The sequence below is a fragment of the Burkholderia sp. ABCPW 111 genome (assembly GCF_000773065.1).
In the GTDB taxonomy this organism is placed as follows: Bacteria; Pseudomonadota; Gammaproteobacteria; order Burkholderiales; family Burkholderiaceae; genus Burkholderia; species Burkholderia savannae.
The window spans coordinates 183,982-205,771 of sequence record NZ_JPWT01000001.1 but is presented as its reverse complement, the minus strand read 5'-3'; the positions used below and the strand labels follow the sequence as shown (position 1 = coordinate 205,771).

The window sequence follows — 21,790 nt, the reverse complement described above, 5'->3', positions numbered from 1 at the left end:
CGAGCGTCATGCGTTCGACACCGCCGGTTCGGGCTGGCGGCGCCAGAACGTGCGGTACTCGTCGCAGGTATCGATGAGGCGCCGATGCGGGCCCGCCGCGACGAGCCGCCCGGCCGACAGAAACAGCACCTGGTCGGCCGCCTCGACGTTCGCGATACGGTGGGTGATCAGCACGAGCGTCGTGCGTCCGCGAAGACGCTCGCGAAGCATCGCGATGCCGAGCGCGTCGCTGTGCGGATCGAGCCCCGAGGTCGTTTCATCGAGGACGATCGCGGGGACGTCGACGCCCATCAGCCTGACGAGCTCGACCTTCTGCACCTGGCCGCCCGACAGGCGCGCGCCGCCTTCGCCCACTTCGCCGTCGAGATCGATGCGCCGGCCGTCCTTGTGGAACGCGAGGCGTTCGAGCAGCCGGGTCGCGTCGTCGTCGGTGAGCGTCGACGGGTAGTAGCGCACGTTCTCCCGCAGCGGGCGGTTGAAAAGCGCGACGTCCTGCGGGACGTATAGCGCGAAGCCGCTGCGCGCGGCGTCGTCGACGCCGTACAGGTCGACGCCGTCGTATGCGACGACGCCGTCGTCGGGCGGCAGCAGCCCGGCGACGATCTTCGCGAGCGTGGACTTGCCCGAGCCGTTGTGGCCGACGATCGCCGTGTAGCTGCCCGCCGGCAGGTCGAACGACAGCGGTTCGATCGCGAAGCGATCCGCCCGGCGAAACGCCAGCCGGCGAACCGCGATGTGCGCGGCCGAGCCGCCCGGCTGCGCTCGGGCGGCGCCGGCAGCGGGCGCGCGGGGCGCGATCTCGAGCGCTTCGCGCACGTTCGCGAGCGCCGCGCCCGCCTGGCGGAGCACGAACCCGTACGCGCCGAGCGGCAGCGCGAACTGCAGCACGTAGGTCTGCAGCAGCATGAAATCGCCGAGCGTGATCCGCGCGGCCGCGATGTCGCGCACGCACAGCACGAACATCGCCGCCATGCCGAGCGCGATGATGCCGTACTGATAGACGGCCGCGCGCGTGAGCAGCCACGACCGCCGCCAGTTGACGTCGAGCCGCGCGCCGGCTCTCGCCGCGACGTAGTCGATCTCCCGCGGCACCGCGCCGTTGTAGACGACGCGCGGCGCATTCGCGAGCACGTCGCCGAGCGCGGCCGACAGCGCGCCGGCGGCCTCGTTCGTCGTCGCGGCGCTCTTCTCGTACTGCTCGGCCGACAAGTGGGAGAACAGGAAATAGGCGGCCAGCACCGCGAACAGGATCGCGGCGTACCGCAGCGGCATCAGCAGCGAGATCAGCGCGAACGCGACGGCGAGCTGGATCACGACGGGCGTGATCTTCCACAGCACGCCTTCGACGATCACCTGCAGGCTGTACGGCAGGCGTTCGAGGAGGCCCTGCACGTAGCCGCTGTCGGCGCACGCGCGGCCGGCGAGCGCGGGAAGCTGCGCGCGCAGCGCACGACGCAGCAGCGCGTTCGACGCGGCGTTGACGATCCGGCCGGTGTATGCGAGCAGGACGATCGACGAGATCGCGGACGCGGACCACAGCACGGCGAACAGCACGATGTCGACGGACGCCTTCACGGTGTCGAAATGCGGGCGCGACAGCTCGTCGACCGCGAGCTTCAACGTGACCGGGCCGAGCAGCATGAACGCCGACGTCAGCGCCTCGATCAGCACGCCGGCGACGATCAGCTTTCTCGCATTCGTTTCCTTGTCGAGCATCAGACGGACGACGTCCGCCAGCGAGCGTAGTGCGGCAAGTTTCATGTCGATTCGCAATCGTGCCGGAAAACCGGCGTTCGGGACGGGAGGGCGGGCATCTCGGCGCGCGGCGGCGCGATCCGCGGCCGCAACGGATGCGACGGATGCAACGGCCGCAACGGATGCAATGGCGAGGGCGTCATGCGGGGCGCGGCCAAACGCTTCGTCAGCATGCCACAACGCGCCGGTTCGCGACGAAATTCTGCCAGGATGCGCAAAAAACCTCCACGCACCCGACGAGCGCGAGGCTGATCGCGGCCGCATTCTGACCGACGCGCACCGCCTTGAGCGCGTGTTCGAGTTCGGCCTCGTCGATCCTGCCGCTTCGCATCAGCACGCCGTCGCGGATCAATGCGCGAAAAGCGTCGTCATGCGACACGATCCCTTTCACGAAGCCGATGCCGAACGACCCCTTGGTTCTGCGCCACAGCACGTCGACGGGCGTGTGCGCCGAGGCGATCTCGCGCAGCACGATCCGGTCGTTCCGGTGATCGAAGCTGTCGTAGCTCGGAAGGCCGAATGTCGCCTCGACGACCGGCTGCGCGAGATACGGATTGAGCCGGCTCGTATACGCGGCGTCGGTGACGGGCGTCATGATCGACACGAACCGGTCGAGCACCGAGATCGACTCGTCGGACGGCGCGTCCGCGCGCAGGTCCCGCCGCGTGCGGCCGCGCGCCTGCCGGGCCGCGGCGCGCGGCGCGAACAGCTTCGACATCGTCGGCTGCGACACCGACGCGTGCCGCCCGAACAGCCGCCTTCTCAGCGCGATCTTCGCCGCCATCAGCAGGATGCGCGGAATCGAGTCGTTGTGAAGCGTCGCGAGCTTCTCCGCCGTGCGAAGCGCGAACGACCATCCTTTGCCGCGAAGCGCGTCGAGCACCGCGTTCGCGTCCGGCACCGCCTTGAACAGCAGATCGCCGCCCTGGCCCTCGAGCAGCACCGACGAGGGGCCGATCGCGCTCGACACCGCCTTGTCGATGCCGAGAAACAGCATGTCCTGGCTCAGCGCGGCGGGCGGCGTTTGCACGATCCGTTCGGAGAACGGCAAATGGCAGTCGATGTCGATGCAGATGAGTTCCGCGCCGATCGAATCGGCCACGCGCGCCGCCATGTCGCGCTCGTAGAAATCGGGCGACGACGTGGAGAACAAGTGGACGGCCGCGAGCGGCGCGCCCGCGCCGAGCGCCTTGCGCAGCAAGATCGCGCCCGCGGACGAATCGACGCCGCCCGACAGCGCGGCGCACACGTTCGGATGGCTGCTCGCGATGCTCGAATAAACGCCGTCGAGCGCGGCCGCGCACGACGCGCGGACATCGTCGGCCGCGTGCGCGCGCGGAAGCCACGCGCGCTCGATCGTGCATTGCCCGTCGGCGTCGACGACGAGCGCGCATCCGGGCGGCACCGTGCGCACCGCCGCGAATGGCGTTTCGTCGAGCGGGCCGAACTGCGTGCACGCGAATTCGATCAGGTAGTCGAGGTTCCAGTCGATCGACGCGCCGTCGAGCAGGTTCGCCGCCTGCGGATCGACGTCGACGCGGCCGTTTTCGCCGGTCCGGTAATAGAGCCGGACCGAATGCAGCGGGTCGGGCAGGAACAGGCGGCGGCCACTCGCCGCTTCGTCGAGCACGGCGATGTACGCGCCCCAGACGAAGCGGGTGACGACCTCGCGCGCATCGGGCAGCGTGCGGGCGCGCGCGAGCGCGCGATCGAGGTTCGAGTGCGTGTCGCGCAGGTACGCGCGGCCGCGGCCGCCGGCTTCGAGCAGCGTGACGCCGATCGGCCGGTCGGGGCCGCCTTCGCCGGACAGCAGGCTGCGATAGCCGATTGCATCCGTCCACGCGCGCCGTTCAAGCCGCCAGCCCGAGCGGGGCGGCGCGTTCGTCGGGTCGGGGCGTTCGATAGATTTCGCCATAGCTCTTTTTCAGGTCCGGTTCGTCGCCGCACACGCGCCCGTCGACTTCGACCCAAGCATGGGCGACGAACGGCATCGGCCTCACGCCGATCACGAGTTGAGCGGGCACGTTCTCCCGCCTCAGATGCGTGGCGAGCGCGAGCGACATTTGCAGGCACGTGATGCGAAAGGGCGACCAGATCGACGCGCGCAGAAAGCGCTCGACCGTGTGCGACGCGTCGTTGCCGCGCGCCGGCGCGCCGTTCGCGGGGCGGGCGTCGAGCCGCTCGAGCACGGAAAGCGCGTGAAAGCCGCGCAGCTTGAGCGACGCCGCGCCGCGCACGATGCGCCAGAACGGCAGCCACTCGAAGCCGGACGCGTTGCGCTCGCCGAGCGCCCGGCTTGCCCAGATGCCCGAGTCGAACGTGTCGAAGCCCCACCCGCGGTAATCGGCGATGCGGCTTCGGGCGGGCGCCAGCGCTTCGGCGACGATAATTCGGTCGGATATCAACGGCCCCAATGCGCGCGGCGCATCGATTGGCTTGAAATCCAGATAATGGTCGGAAAAAGCCTTCGCACAGGCTTCGTCATAAAGAAAATAACGCGACCGTCGCATATCGAGTGCGACGATCGCTTGATCGAATACCGCAACATGACAACGGCGGGCTAGCATCATGGCTGTTTGTTCCGGTGGGGCGCGATGCCCCACCGGTTTCACGAATCGCTAATTAATTGAATCCGAAGCGCGAAATGACGCGATTGTCCGGCGTTTGGAAGCCCGGCGTGCCGTGCGTCGAGGAAACCGCGTCCAGGCTGACGCCGCTGGAGCCTTGGGCCGTGATACGGAGAAGCTTCGCCAAAAGTCGAACCATTTTAATCTCCTAAAAAGTATCGAATTCGCCAACCTCCTTACGTGTTAGTAAGGTGCCGGCGTTAGGTTTATAGCATCGCCCGGAAGGAAATTCAATCGGAATATTCTTTTCTTTTCGGAAGTAATTTTATATACGCGAATTCGATAATTTATCTCGTGCGGACGATTTATCTTTGATTGAAAATGGAAATCCGGATTTGTCGACTGAATTCCGGAATTTGGAAACAAAATAATATTCGCATTGCTTATCGGCGATCGCGCTTTCGCGATCACGGAGATCGGCGCGCCCGGCAGCGCCGGGCAATCCCGCCGAACTGCCGCGCCCGGCGATGCGTCAGCGCGCCGCCGGCCGCGCGCGAAGCCTGCTGCTTCGCACCAAATTTGACGCCCGCGCCCTCCGCATTCGTCCAATTTCAAAAAAATACCAGTCGGGTGTCTGATTTTTAGTGGCCCGCCGCACGGTCGGCGGCTATCGTTCGCACTACACAAGACGAACGGCGAAAGGCGCTGGCCCGATGCGCGCCGCACCGGAGACGCGCCCCGCGCGCCGTGGCCTGGAGAATAGGAGGAGCGAGTGCAGCCCGATCTCGAAGTCGTCGACGTGCGCCGCGGCGAGTCGTTCAAGGCGTGGTCGCATGGCTACCCGTACCGCACCGTGCGGTGGCACTTTCATCCGGAGTTCGAAGTGCATCTGATCGTCGAGACGACGGGCCAGATGTTCGTCGGCGATTACGTCGGCGGCTTCGGGCCCGGCAATCTCGTGCTGATGGGGCCGAACCTGCCGCACAACTGGGTCAGCGACGTGCCGGAAGGCAAGACGATCGCCGAGCGCAATCTCGTCGTGCAGTTCGGCCAGGCGTTCGCCGCGCGCTGCGCGGACAGTTTCACCGAGTGGCGGCACGTCGAGGGGCTGCTCGCCGACGCGCGGCGCGGCGTGCAGTTCGGCGCGCGCACGAGCGACGCGGTCAAGCCGCTCTTCGCCGAGCTGATCCACGCGCGCGGGCTGCGGCGCATCGTGCTGTTCCTGTCGATGCTGCAGCTCCTCGTCGACGCGCCCGATCGCGAGCTGCTCGCGAGCCCCGCGTATGAAGCCGATCCGTCGACCTTCGCGTCGACCCGCATCAACCACGTGCTCGCATACATCGGCAAGAACCTCGCGAACGAATTGCGCGAGACGGATCTCGCGCGGCTCGCCGGGCAGAGCGTGAGCGCGTTCTCGCATTACTTTCGCCGCCACACCGGCCTGCCGTTCGTCCAGTACGTGAACCGGATGCGCATCAATCTCGCGTGCCAGTTGCTGATGGACGGCGACGCGAGCGTCACCGACATCTGCTTCAGGAGCGGCTTCAACAACCTGTCGAACTTCAATCGCCAGTTCCTTGCGGTGAAGGGCATGTCGCCGTCGCGATTTCGCCGCTATCAGGCGCTGAACGATGCGAGCCGCGACGCGTCGGAGGCGGCCGCGCAGCGCGGCGCGGGCATCGCCGACGCGCCGGCGATCGTGCCCGCCGAGCAGGCGCGCGGCGGCGCCCGGCCGACTTCCGAAGTCCTGCTGTCCGGCTGAGCCGGGCCGCGTTCCCGAGCAACCCAGCAGTCACGCGTCTTCGGCGTGCCGCCCGAGCGGCGCGCGGGGCGCGCTCATGCCTAGAAAACGGAGACAACCATGATGCTTACCGCTTCCTCGACGCCGGCCGCCGGCAACCGGGCCGCGCGCGCGCTGCGCGCCACGGCGTTCGCAATCGCGCTCGCCGGCGGCGAGGGCGCCGCGCACGCGGCGCCGCTCAAGATCGGCATGACGTTCCAGGAGCTCAACAATCCGTACTTCGTGACGATGCAAAAGGCGCTCAACGAAGCGGCCGCGTCGATCGGCGCGCAGGTGATCGTCACCGACGCGCATCACGACGTCAGCAAGCAGGTGAGCGACGTCGAGGACATGCTGCAGAAGAAGATCGACATCCTGCTCGTGAATCCGACCGATTCGACGGGCATTCAGTCGGCCGTCGCAGCGGCGAAGAAGGCGGGCGCGGTCGTCGTCGCGGTCGACGCGAACGCGAACGGCCCGGTCGATTCGTTCGTCGGCTCGAAGAATTTCGACGCGGGCGCGATGTCGTGCGACTACCTCGCGAAGGCGATCGGCGGCAGCGGCGAGGTCGCGATCCTCGACGGCATTCCGGTCGTGCCGATCCTCGAGCGCGTGCGCGGCTGCCGCGCGGCGCTCGCGAAATTCCCGAACGTGAAGATCGTCGACGTGCAGAACGGCAAGCAGGAGCGCGCGAGCGCGCTCACCGTCACCGAGAACATGATCCAGGCGCGCCCGTTGCTGAAGGGCATCTTCAGCGTCAACGACGGCGGCTCGATGGGCGCGCTGTCCGCGATCGACGCGTCGGGCAGGGACATCAAGCTCACGAGCGTCGACGGCGCGCCCGAGGCGATCGCCGCGATACAGAAGCCGAACTCGAAGTTCATCGAAACGTCCGCGCAGTTTCCGCGCGACCAGATCCGCCTCGCGATCGGCATCGGGCTCGCGAAGAAGTGGGGCGCCAACGTGCCGAAGACGATTCCGGTCGACGTGAAGCTGATCGACAAGGACAACGCGAAGAGCTTCAGCTGGTGAGCGAGCGAAGCGACGAGGCCGACGGCATGGACGAAGCCATGGACGAAGCGGGCGACGCGCGCCGAGCCGCCGCGGCCGGCGCGCTCGCGCGGACGGACGGCAGGCGCGGCGCGGCGCGCGCGAGCGAGGATGCGATGGACACGATACTGGCGCTGACCGGCATCACGAAGCGGTTTCCGGGCGTCGTTGCGCTGCGGGGGATCGATCTGCGCGTCGCGCGCGGCGAAATTCACGCGCTGCTCGGCGAGAACGGCGCGGGCAAGTCGACGCTGATGAAGATCCTGTGCGGCATCTACGAGCCGGACGAAGGCACGATCACGATCGACGGCGCGCCGCGCCGCTTCGCGAACTATCACGACGCGATCGCGGCCGGCGTGGGCATCGTGTTCCAGGAGTTCAGCCTGATTCCGGATCTGAACGCGGTCGACAATCTGTTCCTCGGCCGCGAGTGGCGCAACCGGCTCGGGCTGCGAGACCGCGCGCGGATGCGCCGCGCGGCGGCGGACATTTTCGCGCGGCTCGGCGTCGCGATCGATCTGTCGGCGCCGGTGCGCGAGCTGTCGGTCGCGCAGCAGCAGTTCGTCGAGATCGGCAAGGCGCTGTCGCTCGACGCGCGGATTCTGATCCTCGACGAGCCGACCGCGACGCTCACGCCCGCCGAGGCCGCGCATCTGTTCGGCGTGATGCGCGAGCTCAAGCGCCAGGGCGTCGCGATGATCTTCATCTCGCATCATCTCGACGAGATCTTCGAGGTGTGCGACCGGATCACCGTGCTGCGCGACGGGCAGTACGTCGGCACGACGGAGTGCGCGCGCACCGACGTCGGCGCGCTCGTCGAGATGATGGTGGGCCGGCGGATCGACAACACCTTTGCGCCGAAGCCGCGCCTCGCGCGCGACGCCGCGCTCGTGCTCGAAGTCGACGCGCTGCAGGTGCGCGAGGACGGCCCCGTGAACCGCTTCGCGCTGCGCGAGGGCGAGATCCTCGGCTTCGCGGGCCTCGTCGGCTCGGGGCGCACGTCGAGCGCGCTCGCGCTGATCGGCGCGAAGCCCGCGCGCGTGCGGCAGATGCGCGTGCGCGGCCGCGCGGTGCGCTTGGCGGACCCCGCCGACGCGCTCGCCGCAGGCATCGGCATCCTGCCGGAGAGCCGCAAAACGGAAGGGCTCATCACCGCATTCTCGATCCGGCACAACGTGGCGATCAACAACCTCGGCAAGCACCGCAGCCTGCGCTGGTTCATCGACGCGGGAGCCGAGACGCGCGCGACGCGCGAGCTGATGAAGCGGCTCGGCGTGAAGGCGCCGACGCCCGAGACGCGCGTGGATACGCTCTCGGGCGGCAACCAGCAGAAGGTCGTGATCGCGCGCTGGCTGAACCACCACACGCGAATCCTGATCTTCGACGAGCCGACGCGCGGCATCGACATCGGCGCGAAGGCCGAGATCTATCAACTGATGCGCGAGCTGACCGCGCGCGGCTATTCGATCGTGCTGATCTCGAGCGAGCTGCCGGAGATCGTCGGGATGTGCGATCGCGTCGCGGTGTTCCGGCAGGGCCGCATCGAGGCGATCCTCGACGGCGACGCGATCGATCCGAACACGGTGATGACTTATGCGACTTCAGACGTACGCGGAGCGAATCATGAACATGCATGAGCGGACGACGCCGCCGTCGTCTTCCTCTTCCGCGCCCGCCGCCGCGGGCGCAGCGCCGGCCGCGGGCCCGGGCGCGCCGCCGCCCGCCGGCGTGCGCGCGCGGCGCGCGTTCGCCGCGCTCAGGCGCTCGACGACGTTTTATCCGCTCGTCGGGCTCGCCGTCGTGTGCGTCGCGATGATGTTCGCGAGCGAGAGCTTCCTGAGCGCCGCGAACCTCGAGAACGTGCTGCGGCAGGTGTCGATCAACGCGATCATCGGCGTGGGGATGACCTGCGTGATCCTGACGGGCGGCATCGACCTGTCGGTCGGCTCGGTGATGGCGCTGTCGGGCACGCTGACGGCGGGCCTGCTCGTCGCGGGCGTGAACGGCGCGTTGGCGCTCGCCGCGGGCGTCGGCGCCGGCGTCGCGCTCGGCGCGGCGAACGGCTTTTTCGTCGCGTTCGCCGGCATGCCGCCCATCATCGTCACGCTCGCGACGATGGGCATCGCGCGCGGCCTCGCGCTCATCTACACGGGCGGCTATCCGATCGACGGGTTGCCCGACTGGGTCCGCTTCTTCGGCAGCGGCAACGTGCTCGGCGTGCAGACGCCCGTCGTCGCGATGCTCGCCGTCTACGCGCTCGCGTGGCTCATGCTGGAGCGCATGCCGTTCGGCCGCTACGTGTACGCGATCGGCGGCAACGAACACGCGACGCGGCTCTCCGGCGTGCGCGTCGCGCGCGTGAAGCTCGTCGTCTACACGTTCGCGGGGCTCACGTCCGCGCTCGCCGCGCTCGTGCTGACGGGACGCCTGATGAGCGGGCAGCCGAACGCGGGCGTCGGCTTCGAGCTCGACGCGATCGCGGCCGTCGTGATGGGCGGCACGTCGATCGCGGGCGGGCGCGGCGCGATCGTCGGCACGCTCGTCGGCGCGTTGCTGCTCGGCGTGCTGAACAACGGCCTGAACATGATCGGCGTGAATCCGTACGTGCAGAACGTGATCAAGGGCGGAATCATCCTGCTCGCGATCTACATCGGCCGCGAGCGGCGCAAGTGATGCACTTGACGCAAGTGACGCACGCGATGCGCACGCTGCGCGCGGCGGCGACGCGTACGGCGCGCGTCGCGCACTTCATGCACTCAACGCACCCAATGCACCCAACGCGCGTCGCGCACCTCACGTGCGTCATGCACGTCACGCGCCGCGCCGCGTCGCGGCAAGCGGCGGCCGATGCGGCTTGCGCCGCGCGGGCCGCGCACGTGACGTACGCGGCGCGCGGAACGCCGAGCACGCGCGCCTCGCGCATCGGCCGCCCGGGCGTTGCCCGCTCGCCGGCCGTTTCATCCGGCATCCCTTTTCATTGAACCCAGCCAGACAAGCCCAGACCATGACGAATCGAGACAACGAAACCCGGCAGATGACGGCGATCGTCTGCCACGCCCCCGAGGACTACCGCGTCGAGCGCGTCGCGAAGCCGCGCGCGCGCACGCGCGAGCTCGTGATCCGCATCGGCGCGTGCGGGATCTGCGCGAGCGACTGCAAGTGCCATTCCGGCGCGAAGATGTTCTGGGGCGGCCCGAGCCCGTGGGTCAAGGCGCCCGTGATTCCCGGCCACGAGTTTTTCGGCTACGTCGAGGAACTGGGCGAGGGCGCGGCCGAGCACTTCGGCGTCGCGCTCGGCGATCGCGTGATCGCCGAGCAGATCGTGCCGTGCGGCAAGTGCCGCTATTGCAAGTCGGGCGAGTACTGGATGTGCGAGGTCCACCACATCTTCGGCTTTCAGCGCGAGGTAGCCGACGGCGGGATGGCCGAATACATGCGGATTCCGCCGAACGCGATCGTCCACAAGATCCCGCTCGGCATCTCGCTCGAGGATGCCGCGATCATCGAGCCGCTCGCGTGCGCGATCCACACCGTGAATCGCGGCGACATCCAGCTCGACGACGTCGTCGTGATCGCGGGCGCGGGGCCGCTCGGCCTGATGATGACGCAGGTCGCGAGGCTGAAGACGCCCAAGCGGCTCGTCGTGATCGATCTCGTCGCCGAGCGGCTCGCGCTCGCGCGCGAGTACGGCGCGGACGTGACGATCGATCCGGCGCGCGAGGATGCGCTCGCGATCATCCGCGACCTGACGGGCGGTTACGGCTGCGACGTCTACATCGAGACGACCGGCGTGCCCGCGGGCGTCACGCAAGGCATGGACCTCATCCGCAAGCTCGGCCGCTTCGTCGAGTTCTCGGTGTTCGGCAAGGACACGACGCTCGACTGGTCGATCATCGGCGATCGCAAGGAGCTCGACGTGCGCGGCGCGCATCTCGGCCCGTATTGCTATCCTGTCGCGATCGATCTGCTCGCGCGCGGGCTCGTCACGTCGACGGGCATGGTCACGCACGGCTTCTCGCTCGAAGAGTGGGACGAAGCGATCCGGGTCGCGAATTCGCTCGACTCGATCAAGGTGCTGATGAAGCCGCGCGGCTGACCGCGCGCCGCTCACCGAAACGCGGAGGCGACATGGAATGCGTGATTGGTGTCGACATCGGCACCCAGAGCACGAAGGCGATCTTGGCCGGCGTCGACGGCGCGATCGTCGCGCAGCACGCCGTGGCGTACCGGCCGGACACGCCGAAGCCGCTGTGGGCCGAGCAGTGGCCCGCCGTGTGGTTCGACGCGGTGCGCGAATGCATCGCGCGCGTGGCGGCCGACGCGCGCGCGGCGGGCATCGACGCGGCGTCGATCAAGGCGCTTTGCGTGAGCAGCCTGTACGGCGGCTCGGGCATTCCGGTCGATCGCGACATGCGGCCGCTCCATCCGTGCCTCATCTGGATGGACCGGCGCGCGACCGACGAAGTCGACTGGGTGCGCGCGCACGTCGACGTCGAGCGGCTCGGCGAGATCACGGGCAACGGCGTCGACAGCTACTACGGCTACACGAAGATGCTTTGGCTGCGGCACAAGCGGCCCGACGTGTGGGCGAACGTCCGCTACTTCGTGCCGCCGAACGCGTACGTCGCGTATCTGCTGACGGGCGAGCTCGCGGTCGACCACAGCGCGGCGGGCAACATCGGCGGCGTCTACGACCTGGGCCGCCGCGATTGGTCCGACGAGGCGCTCGACATGCTCGGCATCCCGGCGACGATGATGCCGGAGCGGCTCGTCGATTCCGACGCGGCGGTGGGCTGGCTGCTCGCGCGATGGGCAGACGAGCTCGGCCTCGCGGCCGGCACGCCCGTCATCGCGGGCGGCGTCGACGCGGCCGTCGCGACGTTCGCGGCGGGCGCCGCACGCCGAGGCCGGCACGTCGCGATGATCGGCACGAGCATGTGCTGGGGCTACATCGCCGAGACGACCGACGCGCGGCGCGGCCTCGTCAGCATGCCGCACGTGTTCGACGGCCGGCGCGACCTGTACGTGTTCGGCGGCGCGATCGCGGCGGGCGCGTCGGTGTCGTGGTTTCGCGAGCAGTTCTGCCACGCGGAGATCGAGGCCGCGCGCGCGAGCCCGGGCGGCGACGCACATCGCCTGCTCGAAGCCGCCGCCGCACAGGTGAGCGCGGGCAGCGACGGCGTGATGTTCCTGCCGTACCTGATGGGCGAGCGCAGCCCCGTGTGGGACGCGAAGGCGAGCGGCGCGTTCGTCGGCCTGTCGCTTTATCACACGCGCGCGCATCTGTATCGCGCGGTGCTCGAAGGCGTCACGTACGCGCTCAGGCACAACATCGCGGCGGGCGCGGCCGGCGCGCTCGCGCTCGACGAGCGGCTCGTCGTGGTCGGCGGCGCCGCGCATTCGGATCTGTGGATGCAGACCGTCGCGGACATCACGGGCTACCCGGTGTGGACGATCGCCGAGGACGTCGAAGCCGCGATGGGCGCGGCGCTGCTCGCGGCGCTCGGCGCGGGGCTCGTGTCGCGCGCCGCCGCGCGGCGCGGCTGGGTCACGCTCGCCGAGCGCGCGCGCCCTGACGCGCGGCGCACGGCGCTTCACGACGCGCGCTTCTCGCTCTACGCCGGGCTCTACCCGGCGCTCAAGCCCTTCATGCACGGATTGCAGACATCATGAGCGTCGCCTTCGATTTCAACGGCCGGTCGTTTCTCGTGACGGGCGCGTCGAGCGGGATCGGCCGCGCGACGGCGGTTGCGCTGCGCGGCTGCGGCGCGCGCGTCGTCGCGGCCGCGCGCAATCGGGGCGCGCTCGGGCGGCTCGCGGACGAGACCGGCTGCGAGCCGCTCGAGCTCGACGTCGGCGACGACGCATCGGTGAGCGCGGCGTTTTCCGGCGCGCGGGTGCGCGGCGCGTTCGACGGGCTCGTCAACTGCGCGGGCGTGACGAGCCTCGCCGCGGCGATCGACACGACGGCCGACGACTTCGACCGCGTGATGGCCGTCAACGCGCGCGGCGCGTTCGGGGTCGCGCGGCGCGTCGCGCGCGCGATGATCGGCGCGGGGCGCGGCGGCAGCATCGTCAACGTGTCGAGCCAGGCGGCGCTCGTCGCGCTGCCGTCGCATCTGAGCTATTGCGCGTCGAAGGCTGCGCTCGACGCGATGACGCGCGTGCTGTGCGTCGAGCTCGGGCCGCACGGCATCCGCGTGAACAGCGTGAATCCGACCGTCACGCTCACGCCGATGGCCGAGGCGGCGTGGAGCGATCCGGCGCTGAGCCGGCCGATGCTCGCGTCGATTCCGCTCGGGCGCTTCGCGAGCGAAGCGGACGTCGTGGCGCCGATCTTGTTCCTGTTGAGCGATGCGGCCGCGATGGTGAGCGGCGTCGCGCTGCCGGTCGACGGGGGCTACACGGCGCGGTAGCGCGGGCGGTTCGGCGCGTGGCGGGCAATGTGGGCAATGCGGGCGAAGAGGGCGAAGAGGGCGAGGCGCGCCGGACGCCTGGCGCGGGGGCCGCGCACGCCGGCGGGCCCGCTCGCGCCGCCGCGCATCACGAGCACGTCACGCGCGCAGAAGGCTCGCGAGCGCGGCCTGCGGCACCGTGAGCGGCGGCGGCCCGAGCGTCACGTCCGGCGCGGCGATCGCCATCGACGTCTGCGCGAACGCGACGACGTCGAAGCGCTGCGCGTACGCGGCGTCGGCCGCCTGCGCGAGGCGCGCGCGGTAGCCGGCCGCATCGCCCGCATGAAAGCGCGCCCATGCGTCCGGCACGATTCGCACCTCCACTTGCGCGCCCGCGCCGCGCGCCGCCGCTTCGAACAGCCGGCGAGTCGGCCCTTGCGTGCTCGGCGCCGCGCACAGCACGGCAATGCGCCGGCCGGCGCGCGCGCATGCGCGAGCGAGCGCCGCGTCGGCGCGCACGATCGGCGTCGGATGCGCGGCGAGCGCGTCGACGCTCGGCCCGAGCGTCGAGCACGTGAGGAGCGCCGCATCGGCCCCGCGCGCAAGCGCGACGAGCGCCGCGCGGGTCGGCCCGGCGACCGATTCGGGCAGGCCGGCGCCGGCCGCGGCCGCGCGCTCGGCGGCGGCGAGCAGGTCGGAGCGCACGCCGTGCATGAGCGATCCGGGCGCAAGACCGAGCGCGGCGGCCGCCTGTTCGAAGAGCGGCACGTTGCTGTCGGCGGTGTGCAGGCATGCGATGAGCGGCATCGAGGGAAGGGTCGCGACGGACGCGATGGAAAGGGCGGATGCCGCATCGTACCGTCATCGTTGCATCCGCAGCAATGATTGACGACCGAAGCGCCGCAATACGAGATATCCCGCGAGATTATCAGGTTATAAATAAATCAGATTGAGAACGATTCGCGTTTACGTTAGATTGCCGCCATTGGGCAAACATCTGGAGAATCCATGGCGGCAGTGCTCGCCCGGCCGGCGCCGGCAAAACCGTTACCGATCCCCGATTCGCACGCGGTGCTTCCGCCTGGCCCGCGCGTGGCGTCCGCTCCCGCGCACGGCGCGCTCGTGGACGTGCTCGTCGCGAACCGGCCGATGCTCGTCAAGCTCGCGCGCGGCTTCGTCGGCTGCGCGAGCCGGGCCGAGGACGTCGTGCACGACGTGTTCGTCAAGCTCGTCGATTTCCCGAACCAGGAGGCGATCCGGCAGCCGGTCGCATACGTGACGCGGATGGTGCGCAACGCGTCGATCGACGCGTGCCGCCGCCAGACGCTCGAGAACACCTACCACGCCGACGAGGACGACGGCCTCGACGTGCCTTCGCCGGAGCTGTCGCCCGAGGCGGCGCTCGTCGTGCGCGACACGCTGCGCCACGTGTACGACGCGCTCGCGCAACTGCCCGCGCGCAGCCGCGCCGCGTTCGAGATGGTGCGGCTGCGCGAGGAGACGCTGCAAAGCGCCGCGCGCGCGCTGAACGTATCGCAGACGCTCGTCCATTTCATGGTCCGCGACGCCGAGCGGCACTGCATGGCGTGCGTCGACGCGTCCGAGCGCGGGCTCGCATGCCCGGCGTTCTGCGGCGGCCGCGCGCGCGGCCGGTAAAAAAATGCGCGCGCGATTCGTCTATCGAGTAGACGCGGCGCACGCCGTGCGCCGTCCATCCAACTTTTCCAGCGAGCTTTCCCGATCATGACGCAAGCCCAGCCACCCGCGAGCGCGCCGGCCGACGCCGACGACGTCGTCTACGCGGTCGTCGTCAACGACGAAGAGCAGTACTCGATCTGGCCGACGTTCCGCGCGGTGCCGGCCGGCTGGCGCGAAGTCGGCGTGCGCGGCCCGAAGGCCGACTGCCTCGCGCATATCGAGGCCGTGTGGACCGACATGCGTCCCGCGAGCCTGCGCCGTCACCTGGACGCGGCGAACGCGTCGTAAACCGGCGCGCGTCGCGTCCGTATCGCAAGAGGATTCCCGGATGACTCAGCTTTCGATGCCGGCCGTAGCAGCCCGCCCGACGCTCGACGACCTGCGCGTCGAGCCCGGCCTGCCGACCGTCGTGTCGCCGCGCGATGGCGCGGACATCGCGCTGCACGAAGCCGCGCCGCTGTTGCGCGAGATCGCGAACGACGTCGTCGAGCGCGCGGGCGGCGTGCTCTTCACCGGCTTTCGCGTCGCGTCGATCGAGACGTTCCAGCGCTTCGCGGCCGATTTCGGCGATCCGCTGATCGGCTACGAGTTCGCGTCGACGCCGCGCAGCCAGGTGGAGGGCGCGGTCTACACGTCGACCGAATACCCGCCGCACCGCTCGATTCCGCTGCACAACGAGCAGTCGTACACGCGCGAATGGCCGCTGCGGATCTGGTTCCACTGCGCGCTCGCCGCGCGCACGGGCGGCGCGACGCCGATCGCCGACAGCCGCGCGGTTCTTCGCGCGCTCGATCCGGTGCTCGTCGCGCGCTTCGCGCAGCGCGAGCTGCTGTACGTGCGCAACTTCGGGCAAGGGCTCGATCTGCCGTGGCAGCAGGCGTTCGGCACCGGCGATCCGCGCGAAGTCGAGCGCATCTGCGCCGCGCGCGGCATCGACTGCGAATGGCGCGAAGGCGACGACGACGAGCCGCTGCTGCGCACGCGCGAGCGCTGCCAGGCGGTCGCGCGCCATCCGCGCACAGGCGAGCTCGTGTGGTTCAACCAGGCGAATCTCTTTCACCTGTCGGCGCTCGACGAGGACATGCAGGAGGCGCTCGTCGACGCGGTCGGCATCGAGAACGTGCCGCGCAACGTCTATTACGGCGACGGCGCGCCGCTCGAGGCGGACGCGCTCGCGCAGATCCGCGGCGTGCTCGACGGGCAGCGGATCGTGTTTCCGTGGCGGACGGGCGACGTGCTGATGCTCGACAACATGCTGAGCGCACATGCGCGCGATCCGTTCGAGGGGCCGCGCAAGGTCGTGGTCGCGATGGCGCGGAGCTACAGCGAAAAGAAGGGGAGTTAGCGGATGACGAAACAATGAAGAACGAAGCGGTGGCGGCACTCGCGGCGCGTGCGTTAAGTGTCGGCTACCGGGATCATCGGGTGCTCGACGGCCTCGATCTGTCGATCGCGGCGGGGCGCGTGACGGCGCTTTGCGGGCCGAACGGCTGCGGCAAGAGCACGCTGTTGCGCACGCTCGCCGGGCTGCAGCCCGCGCTGGCGGGCGCGGTCGAAGTCGATGGCGCGCCGCTCGGTTCGTACCGGCGGCGCGCGCTTGCGCGCACGCTGACGATGCTCGCGCAGTTCAACCAGATTCCCGCGGGGCTCACGGTGCGCGAGCTCGTCGCGTACGGCCGCTACGCGCACGGACGCTGGCTGCGCGGGCTATCGCGCGCCGATCGCGCCGCGATCGACGAAGCGCTCGCGGCGACGGGCCTCGAGGGGGACGCGGCGCGCGACGTCGCCGCGCTGTCGGGCGGCGAGCGGCAGCGCGCGTGGATCGCGATGGCGCTCGCGCAGCAGGCGCCCATCGTGCTGCTCGACGAGCCCACCACCTATCTCGACATCCATCACCAGCTCGACATCCTGCGCGAGTTGCGCCGGCTCAATCGCACGCGCGGCCTCACGATCGTCTGGGTGCTGCACGACCTCAACCAGGCGGCCGCGTACAGCGACGAGATCGTGCTGATGCGCGCGGGCCGGATCGTCGCGCAGGGCACGCCCGACGCGATGCTCGAGCCGCATCATCTGCAGACGGCGTTCGGCGTGACGATGCTGAAGACGTCGCACCCGCTCACGGGCGCGCCGATGTGCGTGCCCGCATACGAGGGCGTGCTCGACGCCGATCCGGCCGCGGGCGTCGGCGAAATCGGCGGCGACGGTGAAGGCGACGCGCGCGGCGAAGACGAGGGGGCCGGGGAATCCGGGGAATCCGCCGCGCGTCGCGCCGACGCGCGTGCGCCGCAACGGGATCTCGCCGCATGACGACGCTCGCCGTCCGCAAGCGCCTGCGCGGCGGCGCGCGCGCGCGCGAAGCGTCGCGCGCGGCGCCGGCGAGCCGCGTCCGCGCGATTGCCGGCGCGCTCATCGCGCTCATCGTCGCCACCGCCGGGATGCGGCTCGCGCCCGAGCTGCGCGCGTGGCTCGCCGCGCCGGCCGGCAGCGACGCCGCGCAGCTCGCGCACATCATGCTGTTCGAGCTCGCCGCGCCGCGCGTCGCCGCGGCGCTCGTCGCGGGCGGCTGCCTCGCGGTCGCGGGCGCGCTGTTCCAGTCGCTCACGCGCAACCCGCTTGCCGCGCCCGATCTGCTCGGCATCACGGGCGGCGCGCAGCTCGGCCTGGTCGCCGCGATGCTCGTGCCGGCGCTGGCCGCTCATGCGTCGGTGCCGCTGCTGTTCGTCTGCGGGCTCGCCGCCGCCGGCTGCGTCGCGGCCGCCGCGGGCGGCTGGCGCGCGACGCCGTTGCGGCTCATTCTCGCGGGCAGCGTGTGCATGCTGCTGTTCTCGGCGATCACGACGCTGTTGCTCGCGTTCTTCGAGGAAACGGTCGCCGGCGCGTCGCTGTGGGCGAGCGGCAGCCTGTATCAACCGGGCGCGGCCGGGCTGCGCGACGCGCTGCTGTGGCTCGTCGCGCCGCTCGTCGCGCTGCCGCTCGTGATCCGGCCGCTCGATCCGCTCGCGCTCGGCGACGACGCGGCGGCCGCGGCCGGCGTGCGCGTCGATGCGACGCGGCTCGCGGCGACGCTCGTGGCGGTCGGCTTCGCGAGCGTGGCGGTCAGCATCGCGGGGCCGCTATCGTACGTCGGCCTGATCGCGCCGAACCTGATGCGGCAGGTGCGCGGCGCGAAAGCGTCGAAGCTCGGTGCGCTCGTGCCGCTTGCCGTGCTCGCGGGCGGCGCGCTCGTGCTCGTCACCGACAGCGCGGTGCTCGCGTTCGGCCTCGATTCGACGCTGTCGACGGGTGTCGCGATCGCGTTCGTCGGCACGCCGCTGATGCTCGCGATGATCCGGCGCAGCGCGGCGTGGTCGGGCGCGGCGCAGCAGGCGGCTCACGCGCAGGCGAGCACGCGAGGCGGCGCGCGCGTCGTCCGCGCGCTCGCCGCGCTGCCGTGGCCCGCCGTCGCGGCGCTGCTGCTGTTGACGGGCGCTGCGGCGCTCGCGGCGGGCGCCTCGTTCGGTCCGGTGTGGATCGGCCCGGGGCGCTGGATCGCGGCGCTCGCGCAGCGCGACGACGTCGCGCGAATGATGCTCGAGCTGCGCGTGCCGCGGCTGCTTTGCGCGCTGCTCGCGGGCGCGCTGCTCGGCGCGTCCGGCGTGCTGATGCAGAGCGTCGTGCGCAATCCGCTCGCCGGGCCGGAAGTGCTCGGCGTCACGCAGGGCGCGGGGTTCGCGACGCTCGCCACGCTCGTCGCGTGGCCGCTCGCCGCGCACGGCACGCTCGTCGCCGCGTCGCTCGCGGGCGGCGGCGCCACGCTCGCGCTCACGCTCGCGCTCAATCGCCGGCATCGCTATGCGCCGCTCGCCGTCGCGCTGTCGGGCATCGTGATCGGCACGCTGTGGACGACGCTCGCGCAATGGCTGATCACGCAGGAGAGCGTGCAGCCCGCGCGCTTCGTCGTATGGCTCGTCGGCGGCACGTACGGGCGCAGCTGGGGCGAGGTTGTCGCGCTGCTGCCGTGGTGCGCGCTCGCGCTGCCGGCGCTCGCGCTGCTCGCGAAGCCGCTCGATCTGCTCGCGCTCGGCGACGACCAAGCGGCCGCGCTCGGCTTGCCGATCGCCGCGCTGCGCCCGCTCGTGCTGACGATCGCGACGCTCGCCGCCTGCGCCGCGGTCGCGGCGGTCGGCCCGGTCGGCTTCATCGGGCTGATGGCGCCGCATCTCGCGGCGATGCTCGGCGCGCGCGCGCATGCGACGCGTCTCTGGGTGGCCGCCGCGTGCGGCGCGCTTGTGCTCGCGGCGGCCGACATCGTCGCGCGCACGCTGCTCGCGCCGCGCGAGATTCCGGCCGGCGTGCTGACGGCGCTGATCGGCGCGCCGTATCTGCTCGCGTTGCTGATCGCCGAAGCGCGGCGCGAGCGGCGGGGCGGACGGTGACGGCGCGCGTTCGCGCGACGCGCTTTTCGACGTTCGCGCCGGCATCGATCGCGCACTACCTCGAGCATGTGTGGCTCGGCGCGCCTGACGCGGGCGACGAGCCCGCGCTCGCCGCCGACGGGGGCGAACCGCCGGAGCTGATTCCGGCCGCGGCGCTCGCCGGACGGCGCGACGCGCTCGTCGCCGCGATGGTCGCGCTGTACGGCGGCGACGCGTGCGCGCATGCGCGCGCGCTGCTGTCGCAATGGAGCAAGTACTACTTCAACCTGGCCGCGTCGGCGGGCTTCGCCGCCGCGCTGCTGCTCGGGCGGCCGCTCGACATGACGCCGCAGCGGATGCGCGTCGTGCTGCGCGCCGGCATGCCGAGCGCGCTGATCTTCGACGCCGACGCGCTGTGGCCCGCGCAAGCCGAGCCTGCGCCGCGCTACGCGGCGCTTGTCGACCACCTGCGCGCGACGATCGATTCGCTCGCCGCGCTCGCGAAGCTGTCGCCGCGCGTGCTGTGGGCGAACGCGGGCAACCTGCTCGACTACCTGTTCGAGCAATGCGCGCACGCGCCGCGCGCGGCGGCCGACGCCGCGTGGCTGTTCGGCCCCGTCGACGCGCGCGGCGAAGCGAATCCGCTGCGGTTGCCGGTGCGCCGCGTGCAGCCGTACTCGGCGCGGCTGCCCGATCCGTTCCGCGCGCGACGCGTGTGCTGCCTGCGCAATGAAATTCCTGGGGAAGACCAACTGTGTGGAAGCTGTCCGCTGTTGTTGACGATGTGCGACGACGAGCTCGCGAAGCAGGACGCCGCGCATTGACGGCGCGGGCGCGGCGCTCGCCGGCCGGCGAGCGCGCGGCATCGTTCGTTCGGGCGATGCCGGTCGCGGGTGCGACGCTCGCGACGCGCGCGTGGCGAGCGCCGCCGTCAATCGGAGCGGCGGGCGGTGCGCGAGGAGCGCGACTGCGGACCGCCGCCGTCGCGACGCTCACCGTCGTCGCGCTCGCATTCGCACCGCTCGCATACGCCGGCGAGCCGCCCGCCGCCTGCCGGCCGCTTGCCGGCGATCCGACCGTGTCGCAGTTCAGCCGCGCGTTGCCGGTGCGGCCGATGCGCATCATCGTGCTCGAATTCATGTTCGCCGAGGATCTCGCCGCGCTCGGCATCACGCCGGTCGGCATGGCCGATCCCGCGTACTACCCGATCTGGATCGGCTATGACGACGCGCGGCTCGCGCGCGTGCCGGACGTCGGCACGCGGCAGGAGCCGAGCCTGGAGGCGATCGCGGCCGCGAAGCCGGACCTGATCCTGGGCGTCGGGCTGCGGCATGCGCCGATCTTCGACGCGCTGTCGCGAATCGCGCCGACCGTGCTGTTCAAGTACAGCCCGAACTACGTCGAGGACGGCCGGCAGGTCACGCAATTCGACTGGGCGCGCGCGATTCTGCGCACGATCGGCTGCCTGACGGGGCGCGAGCAGCAGGCGCGCGAGGTGTTGGCGCGGGTCGACGCGGGGCTCGCGCGCGACGCCCGGCGGATCGCCGCGGCGGGGCGCGCGGGCGAGCGCGTCGCATGGCTGCAGGAGCTGGGCTTGCCGGATCGCTACTGGGCGTTCACGGGCAACAGCGCGTCGGCGGGCATCGCGCGCGCGCTCGGCCTCGATCCGTGGCCGGGCGAGCCGACGCGCGAGGGCACCGCGTACGTGACCTCGGAGGATCTGCTGAAGCAGCCGGACCTCGCCGTGCTGTTCGTCAGCGCGACGCAGCCGGGCCTGCCGCTCGACGCCAAGCTCGACTCGAAGATCTGGCGGTTCGTGCCGGCGCGCAAGGCGGGCAGGGTCGCGCTCGTCGAGCGGAACATCTGGGGGTTCGGCGGGCCGATGTCGGCGTTGCGGCTCGCCGACGAGATGACGGAGCGGTTGCTGGCGTTGCCGAAACCGGATTCGCGCGCGCAAACGCGGTGACGCTTGCTGTCATCGTCAACGACCAACAGCCAACGGCCAACAGCCAACGGCTAACGGCCAATGGCCAATGGCTAACTGCTAATGGCAATGGCCGGGGGCCGACAGCGACGGGCTGTGCGACAAGCGCGCTTGCGGATACTCCGTCCCCGGCCGAGGCCCGCTAGGGCGGTAGATTCGGGCGATTC

General features: G+C 70.7%; 19 protein-coding genes. 14 read left to right on the top strand and 5 right to left on the bottom strand.

The features are described from left to right. Positions 1-6: 6 nt before the first annotated feature. From X946_RS00760 to capA, 4 genes are all read right to left on the bottom strand, one after another. Positions 7-1,761 carry an ATP-binding cassette domain-containing protein gene (locus tag X946_RS00760; protein WP_038743078.1) on the bottom strand — a complete coding sequence of 585 codons (1,755 nt, stop codon included), beginning with the start codon at positions 1,759-1,761 and terminating at the stop codon, positions 7-9. Between the two features lie 160 nt (positions 1,762-1,921). Beyond that, positions 1,922-3,670 carry a lasso peptide isopeptide bond-forming cyclase gene (locus tag X946_RS00755; protein ID WP_038743077.1) on the bottom strand — a complete coding sequence of 583 codons (1,749 nt, stop codon included), beginning with the start codon at positions 3,668-3,670 and terminating at the stop codon, positions 1,922-1,924. Further along, the gene (locus tag X946_RS00750; protein ID WP_038743076.1) at positions 3,606-4,325 is read right to left on the bottom strand and encodes a lasso peptide biosynthesis B2 protein; all 720 of its coding nucleotides are present in this window, start codon (positions 4,323-4,325) and stop codon (positions 3,606-3,608) included. Before X946_RS00750 ends, X946_RS00755 begins: the two co-directional genes overlap by 65 nt. Before the next feature lie 52 nt (positions 4,326-4,377). Next, positions 4,378-4,521, bottom strand: a complete 144-nt coding sequence (gene capA, locus X946_RS32940) for a capistruin family lasso peptide (protein ID WP_145986771.1) — start codon at positions 4,519-4,521, stop codon at positions 4,378-4,380. Positions 4,522-5,094: 573 nt separating this feature from the next. Here capA and X946_RS00745 point away from each other — a divergent pair. The 7 genes from X946_RS00745 (at position 5,095) to X946_RS00710 (ending at position 13,568) form a co-directional block, all read left to right on the top strand. Continuing rightward, positions 5,095-6,084, top strand: coding sequence for an AraC family transcriptional regulator (locus tag X946_RS00745; protein WP_038743075.1), 990 nt, complete (start codon positions 5,095-5,097; stop codon positions 6,082-6,084). A gap of 99 nt (positions 6,085-6,183) precedes the next feature. Then, positions 6,184-7,134 (top strand): substrate-binding domain-containing protein, encoded by a 951-nt coding sequence (locus tag X946_RS00740; protein ID WP_038743074.1) that lies wholly within the window; start codon positions 6,184-6,186, stop codon positions 7,132-7,134. Beyond that, the gene (locus tag X946_RS00735) at positions 7,128-8,789 is read left to right on the top strand and encodes a sugar ABC transporter ATP-binding protein (protein WP_442854582.1); all 1,662 of its coding nucleotides are present in this window, start codon (positions 7,128-7,130) and stop codon (positions 8,787-8,789) included. Before X946_RS00740 ends, X946_RS00735 begins: the two co-directional genes overlap by 7 nt. After that, the gene (locus X946_RS00730; protein ID WP_038743073.1) at positions 8,782-9,825 is read left to right on the top strand and encodes an ABC transporter permease; all 1,044 of its coding nucleotides are present in this window, start codon (positions 8,782-8,784) and stop codon (positions 9,823-9,825) included. The genes X946_RS00735 and X946_RS00730 overlap by 8 nt, the downstream gene beginning before the upstream one ends. Before the next feature lie 331 nt (positions 9,826-10,156). Continuing rightward, positions 10,157-11,248, top strand: coding sequence for an alcohol dehydrogenase catalytic domain-containing protein (locus X946_RS00720; RefSeq protein ID WP_038743071.1), 1,092 nt, complete (start codon positions 10,157-10,159; stop codon positions 11,246-11,248). A gap of 32 nt (positions 11,249-11,280) precedes the next feature. After that, the gene (locus X946_RS00715; protein ID WP_038743070.1) at positions 11,281-12,825 is read left to right on the top strand and encodes an FGGY-family carbohydrate kinase; all 1,545 of its coding nucleotides are present in this window, start codon (positions 11,281-11,283) and stop codon (positions 12,823-12,825) included. After that, positions 12,822-13,568, top strand: a complete 747-nt coding sequence (locus tag X946_RS00710; RefSeq protein WP_038743069.1) for an SDR family oxidoreductase — start codon at positions 12,822-12,824, stop codon at positions 13,566-13,568. Before X946_RS00715 ends, X946_RS00710 begins: the two co-directional genes overlap by 4 nt. 138 nt (positions 13,569-13,706) lie before the next feature. Here the strand turns inward: X946_RS00710 and X946_RS00705 are convergent, their stop codons facing one another. Further along, positions 13,707-14,354, bottom strand: coding sequence for an aspartate/glutamate racemase family protein (locus X946_RS00705; protein WP_038743068.1), 648 nt, complete (start codon positions 14,352-14,354; stop codon positions 13,707-13,709). Positions 14,355-14,555: 201 nt separating this feature from the next. On the opposite strand from X946_RS00705, the gene X946_RS00700 reads away from it, so the two are divergent. The 7 genes from X946_RS00700 to X946_RS00670 all read left to right on the top strand — a co-directional run bounded on the left by X946_RS00700 (position 14,556) and on the right by X946_RS00670 (position 21,605). Then, positions 14,556-15,203 carry an RNA polymerase factor sigma-70 gene (locus tag X946_RS00700; RefSeq protein ID WP_038743067.1) on the top strand — a complete coding sequence of 216 codons (648 nt, stop codon included), beginning with the start codon at positions 14,556-14,558 and terminating at the stop codon, positions 15,201-15,203. 87 nt (positions 15,204-15,290) lie between these two features. Beyond that, positions 15,291-15,533: an MbtH family protein gene (locus X946_RS00695; protein WP_038743066.1), complete on the top strand. Its 243-nt coding sequence runs from the start codon at positions 15,291-15,293 to the stop codon at positions 15,531-15,533. A 40-nt stretch (positions 15,534-15,573) separates the two neighbouring features. Then, positions 15,574-16,590 (top strand): TauD/TfdA family dioxygenase, encoded by a 1,017-nt coding sequence (locus X946_RS00690; RefSeq protein ID WP_038743065.1) that lies wholly within the window; start codon positions 15,574-15,576, stop codon positions 16,588-16,590. Positions 16,591-16,604: 14 nt separating this feature from the next. Then, the gene (locus X946_RS00685) at positions 16,605-17,552 is read left to right on the top strand and encodes an ABC transporter ATP-binding protein (protein WP_038743064.1); all 948 of its coding nucleotides are present in this window, start codon (positions 16,605-16,607) and stop codon (positions 17,550-17,552) included. Further along, positions 17,549-19,660: a Fe(3+)-hydroxamate ABC transporter permease FhuB gene (gene fhuB / locus X946_RS00680; RefSeq protein WP_038743063.1), complete on the top strand. Its 2,112-nt coding sequence runs from the start codon at positions 17,549-17,551 to the stop codon at positions 19,658-19,660. Before X946_RS00685 ends, fhuB begins: the two co-directional genes overlap by 4 nt. Next, positions 19,657-20,463 carry a siderophore-iron reductase FhuF gene (gene fhuF / locus X946_RS00675; protein WP_038743062.1) on the top strand — a complete coding sequence of 269 codons (807 nt, stop codon included), beginning with the start codon at positions 19,657-19,659 and terminating at the stop codon, positions 20,461-20,463. The genes fhuB and fhuF overlap by 4 nt, the downstream gene beginning before the upstream one ends. 56 nt (positions 20,464-20,519) lie before the next feature. Next, complete coding sequence (locus X946_RS00670; protein ID WP_081989266.1) at positions 20,520-21,605, top strand: ABC transporter substrate-binding protein; 1,086 nt, start codon at positions 20,520-20,522, stop codon at positions 21,603-21,605. Positions 21,606-21,790 lie beyond the last annotated feature (185 nt).